Origin of the sequence: Winogradskyella sp. (assembly GCF_003712105.1) — a bacterium.
Lineage (GTDB): Bacteria > Bacteroidota > Bacteroidia > Flavobacteriales > Flavobacteriaceae > Winogradskyella.
Genome location: NZ_RHLG01000001.1, coordinates 330,781 through 353,415 on the forward strand (window position 1 = coordinate 330,781; position 22,635 = coordinate 353,415).

The 22,635-nt window shown below is 34.5% G+C and carries 19 protein-coding genes and 1 tRNA gene; 11 read left to right on the plus strand and 9 right to left on the minus strand.

Going from position 1 to position 22,635, the window contains the following annotated elements:
* The first annotated feature begins 2 nt into the window (after window positions 1-2).
* Window positions 3-1,172 carry a multidrug transporter gene (locus ED556_RS01610; protein WP_296318792.1) on the plus strand — a complete coding sequence of 390 codons (1,170 nt, stop codon included), beginning with the start codon at window positions 3-5 and terminating at the stop codon, window positions 1,170-1,172.
* 81 nt (window positions 1,173-1,253) lie between these two features.
* Here ED556_RS01610 and ED556_RS01615 read toward each other — a convergent pair whose 3' ends face one another.
* Complete coding sequence (locus ED556_RS01615; protein ID WP_296318793.1) at window positions 1,254-1,607, minus strand: nicotinic acid mononucleotide adenyltransferase; 354 nt, start codon at window positions 1,605-1,607, stop codon at window positions 1,254-1,256.
* A gap of 287 nt (window positions 1,608-1,894) precedes the next feature.
* Between ED556_RS01615 and ED556_RS01620 the strand changes: the two genes are divergently transcribed.
* The 4 genes from ED556_RS01620 to ED556_RS01635 all read left to right on the plus strand — a co-directional run bounded on the left by ED556_RS01620 (window position 1,895) and on the right by ED556_RS01635 (window position 8,266).
* Window positions 1,895-4,162 carry an inorganic phosphate transporter gene (locus ED556_RS01620; RefSeq protein WP_296318794.1) on the plus strand — a complete coding sequence of 756 codons (2,268 nt, stop codon included), beginning with the start codon at window positions 1,895-1,897 and terminating at the stop codon, window positions 4,160-4,162.
* Window positions 4,119-4,889 carry a DUF6503 family protein gene (locus tag ED556_RS01625; protein WP_366663735.1) on the plus strand — a complete coding sequence of 257 codons (771 nt, stop codon included), beginning with the start codon at window positions 4,119-4,121 and terminating at the stop codon, window positions 4,887-4,889. Before ED556_RS01620 ends, ED556_RS01625 begins: the two co-directional genes overlap by 44 nt.
* 288 nt (window positions 4,890-5,177) lie before the next feature.
* Complete coding sequence (locus tag ED556_RS01630) at window positions 5,178-6,455, plus strand: ribonucleotide-diphosphate reductase subunit beta (RefSeq protein WP_296318795.1); 1,278 nt, start codon at window positions 5,178-5,180, stop codon at window positions 6,453-6,455.
* A 29-nt stretch (window positions 6,456-6,484) separates the two neighbouring features.
* A complete protein-coding gene (locus ED556_RS01635) occupies window positions 6,485-8,266 on the plus strand; it encodes a ribonucleoside-diphosphate reductase subunit alpha (RefSeq protein ID WP_296318796.1) in 1,782 nt (593 codons plus the stop codon).
* 53 nt (window positions 8,267-8,319) lie between these two features.
* On the opposite strand, the gene ED556_RS01640 is transcribed toward ED556_RS01635, so the two are convergent.
* Entirely contained in the window at window positions 8,320-8,889 is a 570-nt protein-coding gene (locus ED556_RS01640; RefSeq protein WP_296318797.1) for a DUF3109 family protein, read from the minus strand.
* A 157-nt stretch (window positions 8,890-9,046) separates the two neighbouring features.
* On the opposite strand from ED556_RS01640, the gene ED556_RS01645 reads away from it, so the two are divergent.
* From ED556_RS01645 to ED556_RS01655, 3 genes are all read left to right on the plus strand, one after another.
* Window positions 9,047-9,628 (plus strand): MarC family protein, encoded by a 582-nt coding sequence (locus ED556_RS01645; protein ID WP_296318798.1) that lies wholly within the window; start codon window positions 9,047-9,049, stop codon window positions 9,626-9,628.
* 96 nt (window positions 9,629-9,724) lie between these two features.
* Window positions 9,725-9,928, plus strand: coding sequence for a hypothetical protein (locus ED556_RS01650; protein ID WP_296318799.1), 204 nt, complete (start codon window positions 9,725-9,727; stop codon window positions 9,926-9,928).
* The gene (locus tag ED556_RS01655) at window positions 9,925-10,530 is read left to right on the plus strand and encodes an FAD-dependent oxidoreductase (protein ID WP_296318800.1); all 606 of its coding nucleotides are present in this window, start codon (window positions 9,925-9,927) and stop codon (window positions 10,528-10,530) included. The genes ED556_RS01650 and ED556_RS01655 overlap by 4 nt, the downstream gene beginning before the upstream one ends.
* On the opposite strand, the gene ED556_RS01660 is transcribed toward ED556_RS01655, so the two are convergent.
* The 5 genes from ED556_RS01660 to ED556_RS01680 form a co-directional block, all read right to left on the minus strand.
* Window positions 10,527-12,128, minus strand: a complete 1,602-nt coding sequence (locus ED556_RS01660; RefSeq protein ID WP_296318801.1) for a S41 family peptidase — start codon at window positions 12,126-12,128, stop codon at window positions 10,527-10,529. The two genes, ED556_RS01655 and ED556_RS01660, sit on opposite strands and share 4 nt — an antisense overlap.
* 1 nt (window position 12,129) lies before the next feature.
* Window positions 12,130-12,564, minus strand: coding sequence for a dCMP deaminase family protein (locus ED556_RS01665; RefSeq protein WP_296318802.1), 435 nt, complete (start codon window positions 12,562-12,564; stop codon window positions 12,130-12,132).
* Window positions 12,565-12,660: 96 nt separating this feature from the next.
* On the minus strand, window positions 12,661-13,245 hold the full coding sequence (locus ED556_RS01670; RefSeq protein ID WP_296318803.1) for a HupE/UreJ family protein: 585 nt from the start codon (window positions 13,243-13,245) through the stop codon (window positions 12,661-12,663).
* A 37-nt stretch (window positions 13,246-13,282) separates the two neighbouring features.
* Entirely contained in the window at window positions 13,283-15,127 is a 1,845-nt protein-coding gene (locus ED556_RS01675; protein ID WP_296318804.1) for an FG-GAP-like repeat-containing protein, read from the minus strand.
* 570 nt (window positions 15,128-15,697) lie between these two features.
* Window positions 15,698-15,779, minus strand: a tRNA-Leu gene (locus ED556_RS01680).
* A 157-nt stretch (window positions 15,780-15,936) separates the two neighbouring features.
* Between ED556_RS01680 and ED556_RS01685 the strand changes: the two genes are divergently transcribed.
* The 3 genes from ED556_RS01685 (at window position 15,937) to pth (ending at window position 18,338) form a co-directional block, all read left to right on the plus strand.
* A complete protein-coding gene (locus tag ED556_RS01685) occupies window positions 15,937-16,878 on the plus strand; it encodes a ribose-phosphate pyrophosphokinase (RefSeq protein WP_296318805.1) in 942 nt (313 codons plus the stop codon).
* A 130-nt stretch (window positions 16,879-17,008) separates the two neighbouring features.
* On the plus strand, window positions 17,009-17,647 hold the full coding sequence (locus ED556_RS01690; RefSeq protein WP_296318806.1) for a 50S ribosomal protein L25/general stress protein Ctc: 639 nt from the start codon (window positions 17,009-17,011) through the stop codon (window positions 17,645-17,647).
* A 73-nt stretch (window positions 17,648-17,720) separates the two neighbouring features.
* Complete coding sequence (gene pth / locus ED556_RS01695) at window positions 17,721-18,338, plus strand: aminoacyl-tRNA hydrolase (RefSeq protein WP_296318807.1); 618 nt, start codon at window positions 17,721-17,723, stop codon at window positions 18,336-18,338.
* Window positions 18,339-18,388: 50 nt separating this feature from the next.
* On the opposite strand, the gene ED556_RS01700 is transcribed toward pth, so the two are convergent.
* Window positions 18,389-19,315: a type IX secretion system membrane protein PorP/SprF gene (locus ED556_RS01700; RefSeq protein WP_296318808.1), complete on the minus strand. Its 927-nt coding sequence runs from the start codon at window positions 19,313-19,315 to the stop codon at window positions 18,389-18,391.
* Window positions 19,316-19,345: 30 nt separating this feature from the next.
* The gene (locus tag ED556_RS01705) at window positions 19,346-22,621 is read right to left on the minus strand and encodes a thrombospondin type 3 repeat-containing protein (RefSeq protein ID WP_296318809.1); all 3,276 of its coding nucleotides are present in this window, start codon (window positions 22,619-22,621) and stop codon (window positions 19,346-19,348) included.
* Window positions 22,622-22,635 lie beyond the last annotated feature (14 nt).

Consider the following 22,635-nt stretch of genomic DNA (forward strand, 5'->3'; position numbering starts at 1 on the left):
AAATGAAAACAAACAAGTTTATTTTAGGATTATTTACAGCATTAACACTTTTAGTTGTGGGCTGCGCAGCAGACGATACAGCAGATGTCACCATAAATTTAGATAACGGAGGATCTAACCCAACAAATCCTTCTGACCTTGAAATTGGAGGAACACTTACTTCTGATCTTACACTTACAACTGGTACAGAGTATGATTTAACAAGTGCTCTTATTGTACCAGATGGTATTACACTAACAATTGATCCAGGTGTAGTTGTTAGAGCTACTACAGGTTCTGATGTTTATGTTGCAGTTCAACAAGGTGGTGTGATTATGGCAGAAGGAACATCTTCTAACCCAATTGTATTTACATCTAACTCAGCAACACCTAATCCTGGTGATTGGGGTGGACTTATCGTATTAGGTCGTGCTCCAATAAATTCTGTGGTAGGTGGAGATGCAACATCTACATCTGAAATTGGAGGTTTACCTTACGGCGGAAGTAATGCTTCTGATAGTTCTGGAATTATAAGATATGTACGTATAGAATATTCTGGTGGAGCTGCTGATGCGGCTTCAGAAAATAATGGATTTTCTTTTTATGGTGTAGGTAGCGGAACAACTATCGATTTTATTCAAGCGTTTGAAGGTGCAGATGATGGTGTTGAATTTTTTGGAGGAACAGTAAATGCTTCTCACATATCTGTAGTAGGTGCTCAAGATGATTCTGTAGATTGGACAGAAGGTTTTACAGGTACGCTTACAGATGTATATATTGAGCACAGACAGTCTCATGACAAAGGTATTGAAGGTGATGGTTTTAATACTGATATAGGTAATAACTCTAACCCTGTTTTTTGGAGTGCACCAACCGTAAATAATATTACTATTAATGGTTTAGGTTCAAGTAACGGCAATGAAGCAATCCGATTAAGAGCAGGTACTCGAGCTATGTTTAATAATGTTTTAATTCAAGGCTTTGAAGAAGGATACGATCTTGATGATGAAGAAACAGGAGTTGGTGTACTTGCTAACGAGACAGGTGTAACTGATATTACTTTTAGCGATGTTATGCTTAATTTAAAGAATGACACAAATGGTGCTTTTGACGCTGACACATTCTTTAGTGGTATTGGTAATGGAACTGGAGCAAATTATGACTCTTGGAATTCTGGATGGACAAGAAACTAATACGTATTAATTAGTTCTACTATATACATAAAAAAAGAGCAGCTGAATAGCTGCTCTTTTTGTTTATTTAAAGTGTATAAATTAATTGGATGCGACAGCACTATTCTGTACCCATTCATTTACACTTGCTATTTTATTATTTGTATAGTCTACTTCTTTTAACTTATCACCTGACCAATAGAACCATTTCCCAACTTTTTGGCCATTATCATATTTAGCTGAAACAATTTTGTTACCCTTATGGCAATAGTTATACCACTCACCATGTAACTTACCGTCTTTTGTGTAATAACCTGTTTGGCTTACTTGTCCGTTATCATGGTAATAAGTAACCTCTATTAAATCTTTTTCTTTATTAAGAGTTAATGTTCTATCTTTTTGAGCGTAGGTAAAACCAACACATAACATTACTAATACTACAACTATCTTTTTCATCAGATGATATGTTTTTATTAATGATTGCATTACAAACATAACATTAATTTTACTTTTAAACAATATTTACATAACATTAAATTAACATTAATCATTTAAGTAACTGATTATTAAATTCTTAAATGTTATTAAATCTGTAAAATCTATGTTTTGAGATAGATTTCATCATTATCGAAGTAAAAACAGTAGTTGCCCAATTTTACACTAGCCAAAGAACATAACATTTACATAACATTAGCATCAATATAAAATGTGACATTTGCGATGATTTATTACGCAGTTTTTTAATGGAAAACATTTACCTCTACATGCTAGCTGCGCTAGCATTCTTGGCAATAGCAGATTTAATTGTTGGTGTAAGTAATGATGCTGTTAACTTCTTAAACTCAGCAATAGGTTCTAAAGCTGTTTCTTTCAAAACCATAATGATTGTTGCCAGTATTGGTGTTGCGGTTGGTGCATTGACCTCAAGTGGTATGATGGAAGTCGCACGTAAAGGTATCTTCAATCCAGGTGAGTTTATGTTTAATGAAATCATGGTCATCTTTATGGCTGTTATGCTTACAGATATACTGTTGCTCGATTTCTTCAACACTTTAGGACTGCCTACATCAACCACAGTCTCTATTGTTTTTGAGCTCTTAGGCGCTTCCGTAGCTGTTGCGCTCATAAAAATATATGCTGACGATGCGCAATCAATTACAGATATAACTAATTACATTAATAACTCTAAAGCCATAGAAATAATACTAGGTATACTCTTATCTGTTGTTGTAGCATTTACTATTGGCGCCATCATTCAATATATATCTAGAGTTTTATTGTCCTTTAAGTTTGAAGAAAAACCAATTTGGTATAGTGCAATTTTTAGTGGCTTTGCGGTAACTTCTATCATGTACTTTATTATTGTCAAAGGTCTTAAGAATGCCACATTTATGCCGCCTGCTGTTAAGGAGTTTTTAAGCACAAACCCAATTGCGTTTATTGGATTAAGCTTTGCTGTATTTACTTTACTTTCTTACCTAGCTGTAAAATTATTAGATGCTAAAATATATACTATAATTATTGTCATAGGTACTTTTGCCTTAGCAGTAGCTTTTGCAGGAAATGATTTAGTGAACTTTATTGGTGTACCGATTGCTGCCTATAACTCTTATGAAGTGTGGTCGATAAGTGGTGAAGCTGCATCACAATTTGCGATGATTGATTTATCAAAACCTGTACAAACCGAACCTTACCTACTACTTATTGCCGGATTGGTTATGGTATTAACATTATGGTTTTCTAGTAAAGCAAAAGCCGTTGTTAAAACCTCTGTAGACCTTTCGCGACAAGATGAAGGTAGTGAGCGTTTTAAACCAAATTTCTTATCTCGAAATATTGTAAGATTATCCATTGGTCTTTCTGAAAGAATAGATAGTATTCTACCAGAAGCTTACAAGAATTGGACTAATAACCAATATATAAAACCAATTTCTTTAGTAAAAGCGCAAGATGCTCCTGCTTTCGACTTGGTCCGTGCAGCTGTAAACCTCATGGTTGCCAGTGTACTTATTTCTATCGCAACTTCAATGAAGCTACCACTTTCAACAACATATGTAACCTTTATGGTTGCTATGGGAACTTCTTTAGCTGATCGCGCATGGGGTAGCGAAAGTGCTGTATATCGTGTCGCTGGTGTACTTAATGTTATTGGTGGTTGGTTTTTTACAGCTTTCAGTGCTTTTGTTGCTGCTGCACTTATGGCTATAGTTCTTTATTATGGTGGTGGTTATGCGCTAACAGGTTTACTAGTTCTTGCCATGGTTTTACTGGTTAAAAACTACATGTCTCACAGAAAAAAATCGCAAGTAATGCGAGAAGAAGACCAATTAGAAAAGGCAGAAAGCAGTTCTACTCAAGGTGTTATTCAAGAGAGTGCTTCTACAATTGCGAATGTGGTTAAACGTGGCAATCGTATTTACACTTCAGCAATAAATGGTTTAGCGACGCAAAACTTACAATTACTTAAAAAGAATAAAAAGCAGATTCTAAAGCTCTCTGATGAGATAGATGCGCTACGAGATAATATCTTCTACTTTATAAAAAATCTTGAAGAACCAAGTTTATCTGCTAGTAACTTCTACATAAATATTCTTGGGTATTTGCAAGACATGACTCAGTCTTTAGAATATATCTCTAAAGTTAGTCTCAAGCACGTTAATAATAATCATAAGAAGTTAAAGTTTAGTCAAATAAAAGAGTTAAAAGACTTAGATGAACAACTAGAGAATTTGTTCTTATCTACTCAAAATGCTTTCGAGTCGCGTTCGTTTGAAGAAATTGGTGCCATTTTAACCAACAAACCTCAAATATTTGAGGTTGTCAGAGATAAGATTCAGAAGCAGGTTGAGCGTACACGTAATGAAGAATCAAGTCCTAAAAACACAACGCTATATTTTGCCTTACTTCTAGAGACTAAAGATTTACTTACTGCAACTATGAACTTACTAGAAGAGTATTTTAATTCTCATGACAGTTCAGTTGAACCAGCAACAATCCCAGAAGGTGAATAATTGCAATAACATAAAGGCTTACTTTATAGTATTACTAGCTCTGATGAGCACTAACATTTATAGTCAAAATCTAACAGCTGAAGAGTTACTAGACAAAGCCATAACCTATCACGACCCAAATGGCAATTGGAGTACCTTCAAAGGTGATTTTAAAGTTACCATGACAACACCAAATAATAGTGATAGAGTAAGTGATATCAACATTAATTTGCCTGCAGAGTTTTTTAGTGTAACAGCAACTAGAGATACCATTACAACAAATTATACTATGAGTAAAAGTAATTGTTCAATGTTTTACAATGGAAAACAAATTGACGCTACTCTAGCCAAAGAAAAGAACATGTCATGCGATAGGGCTTTACTATATAAAAACTACTACACCTATCTCTACGGTCTACCAATGAAGTTAAAAGATAAGGGTACAAATATTAACCCTAAGGTTCAAAAGAAACAGTTTAAAGGAAAAGACTATTTAGTTTTAAATGTTACTTATGACGCTTCAGTTGGTAGCGATGTATGGTATTTCTACTTCGACCCAAAGACTTATGCCATGGAAATTTATCAGTTTTATAAAATAGACGAAAACGGCAAGGTAAAAGCTGACTCTGGCGAGTATATTTTATTGACCGAAGAACAATTGGTTACTGAAATTAAAATGCCAAAAATTAGAGCTTGGTATTACAACAAAGATGATAAGTATCTTGGGACAGATACATTAGGAAACTAAAAACTAATTTCCTTATCAAAATCTTCCATCACTTTTAAACTTTTTATCTAAAGTTTACTTCCATTAGACTTTTTGGTCATATAAATTTTAAAATATTACAGGTCTTTTTTTGTTAAAAAAGGTCTTTTTTTGAGCTTAAAAAAATTTTTTTTGAAGCTAAAGTCTTTAAACATCGAGTATTAAATTAATGTTAATAAAAATGTTGAGAACCAATTTTAGGTCGGTTGAAATTTAGACAGAAAAAATCCAATCTTTACAACTCTAAGGTTTACTCCAAATTTTATAATTATGACAAAAATTGATTTCGTAGTCAAGAGGGACTTCTCGACTAAAAAATTTGAGCTTGATAAAATAACCACTGCCATTTTCAAAGCAATGAGTGCTGTTGGAGAAGGTACTCAAGATGATGCTCAAAATGTTGCTATTGAGGTGTTTACGGCATTATCTGAGCGTAAAAAAGTAGATGCAGACTATATACCAACCATTGAAGAAATACAAGATTTTGTTGAGACAAAATTAATGGAGTCTGGCGCCTTAAAAGCAGCTAAAGCCTACATTATCTACAGGGACCAACAAGCTCAAAAACGTAAATCAGACATTTTTGAAAAACGTATAAATTTAAAGCCATATGAGTATCCACAATTGTATGAATATGTACCTGCGATTAGACACTCATATTGGATACATTCGGAGTTTAGTTTTACGAGCGATATACAAGATTACAAATCAGGTCTAAACAAAGCTGAAAAATCTGCTATCAAAAATACAATGCTCGCGATTTCACAAATCGAAGTTGCAGTAAAAAGTTTTTGGGGAGATATTTATCAACGCATGCCTAAGCCAGAAATAGGATCTGTTGGAGCTACTTTTGCTGAGAGTGAGGTACGTCATGCAGATGCTTATTCTCACCTACTGGAAATTTTAGGCCTTAATAGTGAGTTTGAAGAACTCAAACGCAAGCCTGTAATTATGAAACGTGTGCAATACTTAGAAAAAGCATTACGCAATAGTAAAAGTCAGGAATTACAGGAATTCTCAGAATCAGTTTTATTATTCTCAGTATTTATTGAGCATGTGTCGCTGTTTTCTCAATTCCTAATCATTATGGCATTTAATAAGCATAAAAATATGCTTAAAGGAATTTCTAATGTTGTAGAAGCTACATCGAAGGAAGAACAAATCCATGGTGATTTTGGAATAGACCTTATTAAAATTTTACAAACTGAAAGACCAGAGTGGTTTACAGCAGAGTTTAATGAAGCCATAAAAGCAATGTGCTTGGATGCAATGGAAGCAGAAAGCGAAATAGTAGACTGGATTTTTGAAGATGGTGAGCTTGATTTCCTTCCTAAAGATGTTGTGATAGAATTTATAAAAAATAGATTCAACCGCTCATTAGAAAGCATCGGTGTAGAAAAAATCTTTAATATCGATGAGTCTCTAGTTGCACAAACCGAGTGGTTTGATGATGAAATCATCGGAACCAAACATGGTGATTTCTTTGTTAAGCGCTCAATAAACTACAGTAAAAAAACCCAAAGTTTCTCAGGAGACGACCTTTTTTAATCCATTAACTACCTAACTTATAAAAACCCATGCAAGAAAAAACCATCCATGAAAATCAAATAAAAGAAACTAACGCAGATACTTTAAGTCAAGCCCGAAAGACTGCTTTAAAACAAAATAAGCAATTACCTCTAGGTAACTTTGATTGGCTTAATGAAAATAGTAGAAAATTTTTAGGCGCTGGATACCTGATTGAGGGCGTATCAGCAGAAGAACGTATTCGCGAAGTCGCAGATCGTGCGGAGCAGATTCTTAAAATTCCTGGTTTTTCAGACAAGTTTTACACTTATATGTCTCATGGTTTTTATTCATTAGCATCTCCTGTGTGGTCAAATTTTGGTAAGGAGCGTGGTTTACCAATTAGTTGTTTTGGATCACATATCGATGACGATATGGGCAACATACTCTACACTCAATCAGAAGTAGGAATGATGTCTAAACTTGGTGGTGGAACCTCTGGATATTTTGGAAAAATTAGACATAGAGGTGCTGCTGTTAAAAACAACGGTGAAGCTTCAGGTGCTGTACACATTATGCAGTTATTTGAGTCTATGGTAGATGTTGTAAGTCAGGGTTCTGTAAGACGTGGACGTTTTTCTCCTTATTTACCTATTGAGCATCCAGATATCGAAGAATTCTTAGAGATAGGAACAGAAGGTAATCCAATACAACAATTAACACATGGTGTAACTGTTGGTAATCAATGGATGCAAGAAATGATTGATGGTGACGCAAAGAAGCGTAGTCTTTGGGCAAAGGTACTACAACGTCGAGGAGAAATGGGTTACCCTTATATTTTCTTTAATGACAATGCTAATAATGGTGCTGCGGATGTATATCAAGATAAAAAGCATAAAATTCATGCCAGTAATCTGTGTACAGAAATAATGTTGCCATCAAATGACGAATGGTCTTTTGTTTGTGTATTATCTAGCATCAATTTACTGCATTTTGATAAATGGAAAGACACTGATGCAGTAGAAACTATGATTTATTTCTTAGATGCTGTTATTACTGAGTTCTTAGAAAAATTAGAAGCTTATCGTGACTCTGATGATAGAGAAGACAGACAAACATTCTTATTTATGGAGCGTGCGTATAACTTTGCGAAAGAAAACAGAGCTCTTGGAATGGGTGTATTAGGATGGCATTCACTTTTACAATCAAAAATGCATGCTTTTAACAGTCAAGAAGCGTATAACTTAAACAGCGAGATTTTTAAAACAATAAGAGAGCGTTCGCTTGATGCATCAGAGCAATTAGCACAGAAGTTCGGAGAACCAAAAGTACTTCAAGGATACAGTCGTCGTAATGCAACACTTAATGCTATAGCACCAACAACGTCATCTGCATTTATATTAGGTCAAGTTTCTCAAGGTATAGAGCCAATTTGGTCTAATATTTATGTGAAAGATATTGCTAAGTTAAAAACGACGATTAAAAATCCTTTCTTACAAGAACTATTAGAAGAAAAAGGGAAAGATACCACAGAAGTGTGGCATAGTATACGTGATCGCGACGGTTCTGTACAGCATTTAGACTTCTTAAGTGAAGATGAAAAAGCAGTATTTAGAACTTACCCTGAGATTGATCAAATGGATATAATCTATCAAGCCGCTAACAGACAAAATCATATAGACCAAGGACAATCGCTAAACATCATTGTGCACCCAGATATGCCAGTAAAAGATATTAATAAAATTCATGTAACTGCATGGAAGTTAGGCCTTAAATCGCTATACTACCAGCACAGTATGAATGCTGCTCAGAAATTTAAGCAGAAGAAAAGTTGTGAGAGTTGTGAGGGATAATTAATCAACTCTCTATTAATTAACGAGCCTATTTTCAATAGGCTCGTTTTTTGTTATGGGTGTTTAGTTTTTGCTACTTTTTCTAATTCAGCATACCAGTCTTCGCCAAACTTTCTTATAAGTGCTTCTTTTACAAATTTATAGATTGGTACTTGAAGTTCTTTCCCTAAAGTGCATGCGTCATCACAAATTTCCCATTTATCGTAATTAACAGCAGAGAATTCTGAATATGCTTTAACTCTAACCGGATACAAATGGCATGACACAGGTTTTTTCCAATCTATTTCACCTTGGTTATAAGCTTCTTCAATACCACAAAGTGCGGTCTTTTTATCGTCAAAAATTACATAAGCGCAATCAGCACCATTAATTAATGGTGTTTCTAAATCGCCAAAGACTGTGGTTATAGATGTCCCTTGTTGCTCAATAGCCTCAATACCTTCTTTACGAAGAAAAGGCTTTACTTTTGGGTATATCTCTTCTAGTATTTCTACTTCTTCTTTATCAAGGGGTGCACCAGCATCGCCATCAATACAGCAGGCACCTTTGCAAGCTGAAAGATTACACACAAAGTCCTTTTCTATTATATCCTCTGAAACTATTGTTTTGCCTAACTGAAACATGGTGTAAAAATAATTAAACTTTAATCGATAATTACGATTGAAACACATCTTATTATCACTTCTATTTCTGGATTATATCTCGATAGTTTATTGTAAATTAATATTGAAAATCAATAATTTAATCGCACCTTTGCGGCGAAAATTAAACCTAACTATCATGGAGCTAAATTTTAAGGAAATCTTTACTGCTTTTATGGTTTTATTTGCGGTAATAGATATTATTGGAAACATTCCTATTATAATTGATTTACGAAAAAAAGTTGGTCATATTCAAAGCGAAAAAGCATCACTTATCGCTGGTGTAATAATGATTGTGTTCTTATTTGTTGGGGAACGCTTGTTGAGCTTTATAGGTGTTGACGTCAATTCATTCGCAGTTGCCGGTGCTTTTATTTTATTTTTTATCGCCTTAGAAATGATACTTGGCATTACGCTATACAAGGAAGAAGAAAGTAACGCCATAACGGCATCAGTTTTTCCATTAGCATTCCCTTTAATTGCAGGTCCCGGTAGTTTAACAACACTTTTATCGTTAAGAGCAGAATTTGCCTTAGAGAATATTATTTGTGCGGTAATTGTAAATGTTCTTGTTATTTTTATAGTGCTAAAGACATCCTCACGAATTGAACGCTTAATAGGCCCAAATGGAATTAGGATAATCCGAAAAGTATTTGGTGTTATACTATTAGCAATCGCCGTGAAGTTATTTACTGCTAATATAAAAGCCTTATTAGTTTAGCTTATGAAAGCCCATAATGGGCATTAATGAAAACTATTAATGCCTAAACCATTTTGGTTTCTAACTGATTAATAGTTTTTTTAAAATATTTAATAAATGAAATTTTACATACCCATTGCTTCAGTTATTGCAATTGCCCTCATAATTTATAATGCGACAAAACTGAATTTTGATGCGCTTTTTGTAGGTGACAGCTTTACTGCAATCATCACAATTATCGCAGCATTATGTGCATTAGTATTACTTCAGATTTTAAGAATTTCGAAAAAAATAGAACGTCTCCAAAAGGGTAAAAAATGAGTTTTGACGCACTAATTATTGGAGCTGGTGCAGCAGGTATGTCTTGTGCACTTGTACTTGGTTCTGCAAAACCTAAAGCGTTTGCTAGCGATAAAGTTATAGGACTCATTACGCATCAAAAAACGTCTCACCTGCAAAATGCATTATTTAATAATGTACTAGGTCTAGCTCCTGGGACTTTAGGGAAAGATATTTTAGAGCAAGGCAAAAAACAGCTTAATGACTTATATCCTCATGTACAACAAATTGTTAAAGAGAAGGTTAAGGCAGTAAAAAAAATAGGTGATTTTTTTGAAGTCGAAACCAACAAAGCAACCTATCAAAGCACTATAGTAGTTATTGCTGTTGGATATACCGATCTAATTACAATACGTGGTCTTGAGAATTATATTGAATCTCATCCAAGGGCTGCTAAAGAAAAAAATAGAATTTGGTTACGAAATACAGATCATCGTATTATTGAGAATCTTTATGTGGCCGGTACTCTTGCTGGATGGCGAAGTCAATTTGCTATAGCAAGTGGAAGTGGAGCCCATGTAGCAACCGATATTTTGACACTATGGAATAATGGAAAACACGCTAAAGTGCATGATAAAATTTAGTCCTGATAATTCTCCTGGCTTAATAAAATAACCTCATCTATCATGATATCATCTCTATTAACGATTTCTTCAAAGGCATTATCATCATAAAGTTGCCTAGCCAATGTTGCTTTAATAAGACGTTTAACAACTTCATTTAATGCTACAAAGCTAATTTTGGTTCGTTCAACTTTGTTTACATAATCTTGAAAACGCACTACAATATCATCACTTACTGTAAAGTTTTCAATAAAATCCCTTTTCGAAACACCATTATAGATTGCTCTATTTTTATCTAGTTCTTCAAAAACAAAATAGCCAAAATGTCCAGATCGTCTTAGGTAGTTTATGGTTTCATTCTCATAAGAACGATCTATCGGCACAAAAATATCAGGGATAATTCCGCCGCCACCATAGACTATTTTCCCATCAGGCGTCACAAACTTTAGTGAGTCATCTATTTGTATATTTTCAGAATCTACAAGTTCACCGCTTCTCAATCGTTTATAGTAATCATTAAAGTAAGCTTTGTTTTTTCCGTTACTGTAAGGTTTTTGAATGGATCTACCGGTAGGTGTATAATATCTTGAAACCGTTAGCCTTACAGCACTGCCATCGCCAAGAGCCATTTCACGCTGTACTAATCCTTTACCATATGATCGCCTACCTACTATAACACCTTTATCGTTATCCTGCAATGCACCTGCAATGACCTCACTGGCCGAAGCAGAACTTTCATTAATTAAAATATACACATCGCCTTCTTCGAAATCACCTCTACTAGTAGCATAGGTGTTTTCACGCCTTCCTTTTTTGTTTTTAGTAAATAATATGAGTTTATCATCTTCCAAAAACTCATCGGCAATACGCTCAGCAATACCTAAAAACCCACCTGGATTGTCCCTTAAATCAAGTGCTAATTTAGTAGCGCCTCTTTCTTGTAATTGATTAAGAGCTCTTTTAAATTCTTTGTAAGTAGATTCAGCAAATCGATTAATTTTTATATAACCAAGATTGTTAGTTAACATATAAGCGGCATCAACACTCTTAATTGGTATATCGTTGCGTTTTACAATGACATCTAGAAACTCTTTAGTTTCTGGTCTATACACTTTTAGTTTAACTCTTGTTCCCTTTTTACCTTTTAATTTTTTGCTTATTAAATCTGTGTCAAACTTATCGCCTATTATAGTATCTCCATCGGCCATTATAATACGATCTCCACCCTTAATGCCTGCTCGTCTGCTGGGTCCACCTTCTGTTGGTCTAATAACCGCTAATGTATCTTTATAGGGGTAATAGTTAATACCAATACCTACAAAATCACCACGCATATTTTCGGTGACTTGTTCCAAATCTTTTTTTGGAATATAAGTTGAATGCGGGTCTAAATTATCTAGAATACCATTTACTGTAACATCGACTATACTATCTGTATTAATCTCTTCAACATATTCATAATCGATATAGTCTATAAGTCGATTAAGCTTATCTTTTTTACTATTTGTGGTGAACAGTCGGTCTGAAGTATCGGAAAAATTCAACTTACCACCAATAAAAACACCCATTGCTGCTGCAATGCCTACTATTAATGGTATGAACTTTTTTGATTTAGACATATTATATGGTTAATTCATTTATATAATCTAGTTTAACACCTGCTTTTTCTAAAAATCTTAATCCGGAATCGTCCTTGTAAGCTTGTGAATAAACAACTCTTACGATTCCTGATTGATGAATTAACTTACTGCATTCTTTACATGGAGAAAGTGTAATATATAAGGTCGCTCCCGTGCATGATTGGGTTGATGCAGCAACTTTTAAAATTGCGTTTGCTTCAGCATGTAATACATACCATTTTGTATAACCCTCATCATCTTCACAATAATTTTCAAAACCAGTAGGTGTACCATTATAACCGTCTGAAATAATCATTCGGTCTTTTACGATAATGGCTCCAACCTGTTTTCGTTTACAATGAGATAGTTTACCCCATTCTTTTGCCATGCGTAGGTAAGCTTTGTCATAACGAAGTTGTTTTGCGTCTTTGGCCATTACATAAGATTATACTATTTGTAGTTAACGAATATAGTCGCTTAGTATTTTATAACCAATGGTCTCTCAGTTAAAGTTTTATAAAACTTTATGTATTTAAAATATATTATTTGAAACAAGAATAGGTATAACTAAGCCAATTACTATAGAAGACAAAACCATTACCCAGTCGCGTCTTGAAAAACGGAAGATAGTTTGAAAAAGAAACCCAAAAAATAAAACAAGAAATACAATAATAATTTGAGCAATTTCAATTCCTAAAGCAAACTCTAATAAGGCCAAAACCTTATTATTTGCGTCACCAAAAACCATGGCGAATTCTCTGGCAAAACCTAACCCATGTATTAATCCAAAAAATAAAGCTGCGAAAAATAGCAACCCTATTCGCTTGTTCTTATCATTTTTCCCAGCAGTAAAAACATTATAAACTGCAGCTATGAGTATTGTCACAGGAATCAAAAATTCAACTAGTTTGCCATTGACAGAAACTACATCGTATGCCGCTAAAACTAATGAAAGCGTATGACCAATTGTAAACAACGATACTAAGAGTAAGACGCGTTTCCAATCTTTAAAAATATATGGAACCGCTAAAACCATTAAGAATAAAACATGATCATAACCATTAATGTCTAAAACATGATTAATTCCGTATTTTACATTAAACCAAAACTCGTTCATAATATGGGGGAATTTGAATTTGGGGTTTAAATTAATTCTATTTTTTTACAAAACGAATTATTTGGCTCACCGAATTATCTTTTACAGTGACTTTTAAGAAATAGACTCCAGGTTTTAAGAAAGAAATATTAAGCTTATTCGTATCTGATTCTTTCGTTGTTATTTTTTGACCAAGTAGGTTATGAATCTGAACACTTCGAACATCCACATTAGTTGATACTTCTATAAAATCTTCAGCAGGGTTAGGAAATATTGATATGGCTTCTAATACATCTTCATTAGTACTAAGTGCATTATCATTTGTGATTGTTACTACTTGATTTGCGTCAACATCATTCACTAAAGTGACCGTATTATCTGGCCATTCAATACGCACTTCATCAACAGATGTATTGTCTGCTAAACCAAAAAATGCCTCTGCAGGTTCTTGCCCAAAAAAACTTGTGCCTGCAGTTATTAAGCGCATGCCTGTTGTTCCATTGTCATAATCAATTTTAACTACTGCGCCTATGGCATAATGGTTATTCCCATTCATTCTTGGTTTTATCACTAGGTAATTGTTAGCATTAGTAGTAGATGAGTAATTATTTTGTAATAGTCTTAATGGTATCAAATTATTACCTCTCACTTTAATAGTTTGGAGTAAATCTAAATCGCCATCTCTTTCCATATCAAACGCCACTAATGATGCAGCCATCTCATAATCATTAAATCCAGAAGTGCTTGAAATATCAGAAAACGTTAACCCTTCTACACTTAACCAAAGTTTTGATTGATCAGGCGACCAGCCTTCGAGATCATAACCATTTGTTGTAGCCAAATCTAACCAACCATCATTATTAGCATCAAAAAAAGTAGTGCCCCAATCCCATCCACTTTGGTCAATTCCCAAAATATCTGATTCTTCGCTAAATCCTAGACTATTGTTCTGGACCCAATCATTTTTTAATAAAATATTATGTCTTTCACTACCATCTGTTGGGTCTAATCTTGTAATGTTTGTAGCATACATATCAAAATCGCCGTCATTATCATAATCACCTAATGTTAAACCCATTTCATTAAACGCATTTGCACATCCTATATCGCCTCCAATTTCTTCAAACACATTATTTCCTTGATTATGCCAAAACTCATTGGCTGTGAAATCTATGCTTATATAAATATCTATTAATCCATCATTATCAAAATCATGGAAAATGGGTTGAAATCTCGATACGTCATTGTGATTAGGAAAGCTTATATCGGTAATATCCGTGAAACTAACACCATTATTATTTAAAAACATTGTCATTTCTGCACCATCAACACTATTGTTCCAAGCAGTAACCAATAAATCTAGCCACCCATCATTATTTATGTCGCCAGCAGCAATACCGCCAATCAACATAACTTCACGTACATTAGGTAAGCTGTATTTTTCACCAAAATCAAGACCACTGTTATTGACCTGTTCAAAATTTCCATTAGCGAGTTGCTTATATAAAGTTATATCCGCTCTATCTACACAACTATTATCAAAACCTCTACAATCTCCTACCAATACAATATCATATAATTCATCCCCATTATAATCAAACCAAAGTGCTGCGCGATTTCTATATGTAGATGTTATTCCTAACGATTGGGCCACCTCTGAAAATTGTCCATTGCCAAGATTTTCATAGATTCGATTAGTTAATCCAAACTCAGTACCTATAAAAAAGTCTAAATCGCCGTCATTATCAAAATCTACAATAGAAGCACCACTTCCAAATGTGTCTGTCATGGCGCTTACAGGACTAATTCCAATAGATTCAGTTATATCAGAAAACACTTGACATACAGCAGTATTCAGAGTGAAAAAGAAAATAGCAATAATTTGTAGTGACAGGCTTTTCATAGCAAAAGCTAATATAATCAAAAAAGGTAAATTTAACTGTTGTCAATTCTCCCTGTTTAAGACTAAAATAGTAACCTTTAAGCAAACTAATGAATACGTCAAATTCATATGGGCTACATTAGAGTAGTTTAAATTAATTAACTAGAGCTCTTAAGTTGCAATACATGTTAGTTTTAGTTAGCCTACAATTTTATACAAAACATAAAAATGTTTTGTTTACTTAAATTGCAGTTGAATACATCTAACGGTTGAGAAGAGAGCGTTTAAAGTACTATGACCGTTATAAATGTAAATACAGCCACTATAACTGCTATCTCCCAATAATATATTGAGATTCTCCATGTAAATCTAATATTGTCGCGTTCAAATTTCATATCGATACCTATTATTTGAGTTTAAAGTATTAATACCCGATAATGAAAACTAAAGCAATGTAATAAGTGTAGACATAGAGTAATAAATGTTTGGAGTTACTCTTTAGAATGTGGATATGTTAACTTTAACACTTATGTAGATTTGGATTAGAACCAAAAAAAAGGCAAATCTTAAAAATTTGATTTGCCTTATAAGTACTCAAGGTGGGAATCGAACCCACACTTCCGAAGAAACTGGATTTTGAATCCAGCGCGTCTACCAATTCCGCCACTTGAGCTTGTCTAACAGACAATAAATTGGGGTGCAAAAATAGAAAATTATTTCTGTGAATCAATGAAAAATACTCCTATTTATGTTTTTAGCTAGGCAAATATTTTTCTAAATTTGGCTCAAATAAATTCAACATCGACTAACTTTATAATTCACTAATAATCATGCCTTACGAAGCAACTGAAGCAAAAATTTTTACATGTAGTCAAAGCAAATATTTAGCTGAAAAAATAGCAAACGCTTATGGTGCAAAACTTGGCAATGTTATTACTTCCAGATATAGTGATGGTGAGTTTCAACCTTCTTACGAAGAGTCTATAAGAGGAACAAGAATTTTTATCATTGGTTCTACGCATCCTGGTCCAGAAAATCTCATGGAAATGCTACTAATGATTGATGCTGCCAAAAGAGCTTCTGCTAGACATATAACAGCTGTTTTGCCTTACTTTGGATGGGCAAGACAAGATCGAAAAGATAAGCCAAGAGTTCCTATTGCCGCTAAGTTAGTTGCTAAAATGCTAGAAGCTGCAGGAGCTACGCGTATTATAACCATGGACTTGCATGCCGATCAGATTCAAGGCTTTTTTGAAAAACCCGTGGACCATTTATTTGCTTCTACCATTTTCCTACCGTATTTAAAATCTTTAAATCTAGATAATTTAACCATCGCATCACCAGATATGGGCGGTTCTAAAAGAGCTTATGCTTATTCTAAAGCATTAGAAAGTGATGTTGTCATTTGCTATAAACAACGAGCAAAGGCCAATGTAATTTCGCATATGGAGCTTATTGGCGATGTTACAGGCAAAAATGTAGTTTTAGTAGATGACATGGTTGATACCGCAGGAACCCTTACCAAAGCTGCAGATGTTATGATAGAACGTGGTGCTTTGAGTGTAAGAGCAATATGTACTCATCCTATTCTTTCTGGGAGTGCTTATGAAAGACTAGAAAATTCGAAACTTGAAGAGCTTATAGTTACAGATACAATTCCGTTAAAACAAGAAAGTAGTAAAATTCGTGTTTTGAGTTGTGCTAATCTATTTGCTGAAGTCATGCAAAATGTACATCAAAACAAATCAATTAGTTCAAAATTTGTGATGTAATTGTGTTTAGCACATGCTTTAACTGAAAATATATCAAAAAAAGAGTTTATATAATTTCAGAATTTTAATTTATTATTTACATTTGCAGCCCTCAAAATGAGGTAATTAAATAATACATTAAATTTTTAAAATGAAATCAATTACAATTAATGGATCTCAAAGAGAAAGCGTGGGCAAAACGTCAACTAAAGCCTTACGTAATGCTGGTCAGGTTCCTTGCGTAGTATACGGAGGTGATAAGCCATTGCATTTCTCTGCACCAGAATTGGCATTTTCAAAACTTGTATACACTCCAGACGCGCATACAGTTGTGATTGCCTTAGATAATGGAGAAACTTATAATGCTATCATGCAAGATATTCAGTTTCATCCTGTGACAGATAGAATTCTTCACATAGACTTCTACCAAATATTTGAAGACAAGGAAATATCAATGAATATTCCAGTTCATGTTATTGGTACATCAAAAGGTGTATTAAATGGTGGTGTTTTAAGAAGAAATCAACGTAAATTAAGAGTGAAAGCTTTACCACAAAATCTACCAGATTTTATAGAAGCTGATATTACACCTCTTAAAATTGGAAGTAAATTATACATCACTGCTTTAGAAAATGATGCTTATAAATTTCTTCATCCAGACAATACAGTTGTTTGCCAGGTAAGACGTTCTAGAGCTTCTATGAATGTTGAAGAAGAGGAAGAAGAAGAAGAAGAAGAAACAACTCCTGCAGCTGAAGGTGCTACTGAAGCTCCAGCAGCTGAAGCTTAAAAATTAATTTAAGTTTTATATCTTGAAAAGCATCCTGATAAGCAGGATGCTTTTTATTTTTTAAAAAAACTATATGATTAAATGGCTCATTAACCTTTTTAAGGCCAAAGAAAAGATTGACCCAATGAAAAAATTTTTAATAGTTGGTTTAGGTAATATTGGAGAAAAATACGAAAGCACAAGACACAATATTGGATTTAAAATATTAGATGCTTATGCTAAGAATAATGATTTTACTTTCAATACAGCTAAACTTGGTGACATAGCTACATATAAAATTAAAGGAAGAAGTCTGTTGTTTCTAAAGCCTAGCACTTATATGAATCTAAGCGGCAAGGCAATAAAATATTGGCTAACCAAAGAAAAAATACCAATAGAAAATCTTTTGGTAATTACAGATGATCTTAATTTACCATTTGGCACCATACGCTTAAAATCTAAAGGAAGTGATGGCGGACATAATGGATTAAAAGATACTCAAGACAAATTACAAACTACAAACTACAATAGGTTTCGATTTGGTATAAGCAACAACTTTTCTAAAGGTCGACAAATAGATTATGTTTTAGGTAAATGGTCTGAAGAAGAGCTCGAAGCTTTAAACGAAAGGTTAAAGTTGAGTATTAATGCTATCAATTCATTTGCACTTTCAGGCATCAAAGAAACAATGAATAATTATAACGGAAAATAAAAAAGCCTTTCGTAACTGAAAGGCTTTTCTATACTTATATAATCTGATTATTATTCTTCAGAATCGTCATCATCATTATTTTTATTTCCAAATGTAAAACGAACTAAAATTTCGTGAGTTCCATCATTTGTGTTATTTAAAACTTCTCGAGAAGATCCTTCATAAGCATAACCTAAATCCATCCAGTCAGATAAATTTAAAAGCATTGTTCCTGCCCATCCTCCATCAGTTCTATACATAGGTGCCACTTCAAATCGTTGATTATATCTAAATGCGGCAGTTAAATCAGCAGAAACCGGAGATCCGCTAACGGCTCTAACCATTGCTGAAGGTCTAAATTCCCAATCACTAGATAAATCAAAGTTATAACCACCTGATAAGTAAAAATGCGTTTTTTCATTTACGGTGGTAACTAAACCTGTATTATTAAAATCAACTCTTTCATCTAATAGTATTGAGGGAATTGAAAATGATAAAAAGTACTTGTCATGTACTAAGTATGCTCCTGCTCCAACTATTGGTCTAAATCCATTATCAATAGTATTGATTGCAGGATCAACTGGGAAAGCGGTTTGAGCTAAGTCACTTGAGATAAAATTATAGATGCTTCCTCCACCTTTTAATCCAAGAAATAAATCAGTGGTCTCACTCAATTGTAGTTTATATGAAAAATCAATTGTAAAAATCGTATTCTGGTTTGCGAAAACATCGTCGTTAATGATGCTTAAACCTAAACCTACTTTATCATTTAAAGACGTTTCATAAAACAGAGTTTGTGTTTCAGGTGCATCTTCAACACTCACCCATTGAGATCTAAAATTTGCTGTTAGTCTTGACACACCATCAGCCCCTGCATATGCAGGGTTGATAGCGTTCATTGTGTATCTATATAGTGCATAATTTGGCTGTTGTTGAGCGAAAGTAATTCCAAAGAACAACAGAGCACCTATTTTTATTGAGTTTTTAAGAAAATTCATTGTATTGATTTAAATTAATTTTTAAGCCTACTAGAAAATTATTGCCATCCATCCAGTAATAATCGTATCGCCAGTACCACCTTGATCTAAAATAAAATAATATGCTCCAGCTGGTAAAACATTTCCACCAGGTCCTGTTCCTCCCCAATCATTTTGGTAATTTGAAGATTTGAAAACTTCATTACCCCATCTATTGAAAACAGTAACAACTGTACCTGGGAATCTTTCAATACTTCTTATCTCCCATGTATCATTAATAGAATCTCCATTTGGTGAAAGAACATCATTGGCAAAAATATTGTCACAAACATCACCAATACCATTGAAATCAACATCTACTTGGTCAGAGTTAACTGTAAATTGACAGTTATCATTAACATCTAAGATACCATCATTATCATCATCAGGATCACATGCATCACCTTCTCCATCACCATCATTATCAGCTTGGTCGGCATTTGCTACAAATTGACAGTTATCATCTTCGTCGAGCACTCCATCATTATCATCATCTGGGTCACACAAATCGCCATCGCCATCGCCATCATTATCAGCTTGATCTGGATTGTATACTAATAAACAATTGTCGTCTTCATTTAAAACTCCATCACCATCATAATCAGTTAAATCTCTAAGTCCACATATTTCAATAGTAAAATCATTTATCGAACCACCATCTGCATCCACCATATCAACTACTGCCAATGTCCATGTACCTCTTGAGAATGTTCCATTGAAAGTTGATAATGGTTCATCAGGTGCAAATACACCACTAAATGGTCCTGTGCCACTAGCTATCGGTTCTGTTGCGTCATCATCAAATACTGTACCTGTGTAATTATCAGAAGAACCACCATTTTCGAAAGACAGCCAAATAAAATCTGCTCCACTAGGTTCTATTAATGCAATTCTTAAATCACTATTCCAAGAATGCGTAATATCGACTTGAACATTAATATCCTCTATTATAAAATTATCTTCAATGAATAACTCTGTAAAATATACCTGTGGTTCGTCTTGTTCTTCAAGTATTGTAATAGGTAAGTCCTCAGCTCTACCAAAATTACATATTTCATCACAGGCTTCACCAATACCATTATTATCTAAATCTGCTTGGTCTGCATTAGCTGTACTTGGACAATTATCATCATCATTCAACACACCATCATTATCTATATCCTCATCACAAACATCTCCCAGGCCGTCTCCATCTACATCAGATTGATCTGTGTTTGGTGTATCCGGACAGTTATCATCAGCATCTGCAACTAAATCTCCATCTACATCTGGCAGTGGAATTCCACATACTTCAATTGACCAACTATCTATTGCTCCTGTATCACCACTAACAAAATCTTGTGCTGTTAATAGCCATTCACCAGGTGATGTTTCACCGTTTAAAATCGATAAATCTCCGTCAGGTGCAAATGTTCCTGTAAAAGTTCCTGAACCAGAACTTATTGGGTCTGGAGCATCGCTATCAAATATGGTATTAACATAAGAAGAACCTTGACCTCCATTTCTATTACTTAGCACTACATTTGTTCCACTTGGGCTTGTAAGTGTTATAATTAAGTCATCACCCCAAGTATGAGACACATTTATTGTTACATTAACATCGTTAATTTCAATCAATTCAGTCACTTGAATTGCAGAAGATACTGGATCCCCTGGTCCTCCAAAAAATACAGCATCTGGAATTGGAACTGGCGCTCCAGTAGAATTAAAGACCTCACATTGAACATTACCAGTAGTAAAACTAGCTTCTGCGTAGTTCCCAATTCCACAGTCATTCACAGCTCTAACTCTCCAGAAATATTGAGTATTAGACATTAACATTGCTTCAAACTCTGGACGATCTACTACACCAGCAGCAACTATGTTAGTGAAACCTGAATCAGTTGCAACATCTACCTCATAATTATCGGCGTTGTTATCTTCAGTCCATTCAATTGTTGCATTAGGATTAGCATCAATAGATCCATCTGCCGGAGTAACCGCAGTAAGTGTTGCAAATGTTGCATTAAAAACGCTTAATGACGTCGCTGTTGGAACAACGTCATTACCATCAGTAGCTTCGATAGTAATCGCATATGTGTCTACTACAGCCCCACCTAGATTGCTTATGGTTAGTGTTATAACATCTCCATCAGCTGAAGGCGATGTAGGACTAAATGTTGCTGTTGCTCCTGCTGGTAATCCTGAAGCAGAAAATGTAACAGAACTTGTATCTGCAAAATCTGGATCATTTAAGTTGTAAGTAAAGTCAATTGTGGCATCATCTGTAGTACACACATCTTGATCTTGACTACCTGCATTTACCGCTAATAGAAACGGAAATGGTGGTTGAACTAAAGCATCTCTCGGACCTCCTGGTTCAAGCGTTGCTCGCATTCTGTTCTTTTGACCCTCTGTAAATAATCCCATACAGGCATCATCACTGTAATCCATATAATTTTCAACCATGTCAACCGAGCCACATGACATTGAGCCTGCTTGACATCCGCCATTAGAAGCGTCAGATTCTGGCGTATCTGCAACAAAATCATCTTGTCCACAAGGCCCATCTCCCCAAATATGTCTTAAATTTAAGAAGTGACCAATTTCATGTGTTGTTGTTCGACCTTTATCAAACGGTGCAGATAAAACAAAACTTCCATCATCATCATCAGATGATCCAAAAAAGTTATAACCCATTACGATGCCGTCTGTATCTGGAGAACCACCTGGAAATTGAGCAAATCCTAAAAGTCCTCCTGAAAAGTTTACAGTCCAGAAGTTAAAATAAAGACTCGTATCCCATGGATCTTGACCACCATCCGCAGTACTTTTCATAGTTTCCTCAAAACCAAAAGAGCTAATGCTAGTTTGCGTTCGAGTAATACCATTTGTAGGATTGCCGTCAGGATCAACTTGAGCTAAGTAAAACTCAATCTCCATATCAGCCGCTTGTGGCCAAATATTCTGTTGGATATTATCGAACTCAACGTTAAGGCCTCTAAAATCCTTATTGATAACATCGATTTGAGATTGAATTTGGGCATCACTGATATTTTGAGCATCAGTATTGTACACTACGTGCACAACACAAGGAATATACAAAACATTAGCATTTCGTTGAATGCTTGGATTTGTTGCACGTTGTCTTGTAAGCTCCTCTAACCTCGACAGGGTTTCAGCCTGACCAGGATTTTGTTGTAATTGCAATTCAAGATTTTCTGCAGCCGCACAAGTACGCTCTTGTGCAACCAATGATACAGAAATCATGAAAAACGCAGCTACCAAAAAGTAAAATTTTCTTTTCATTTGAAGTGAGTTTA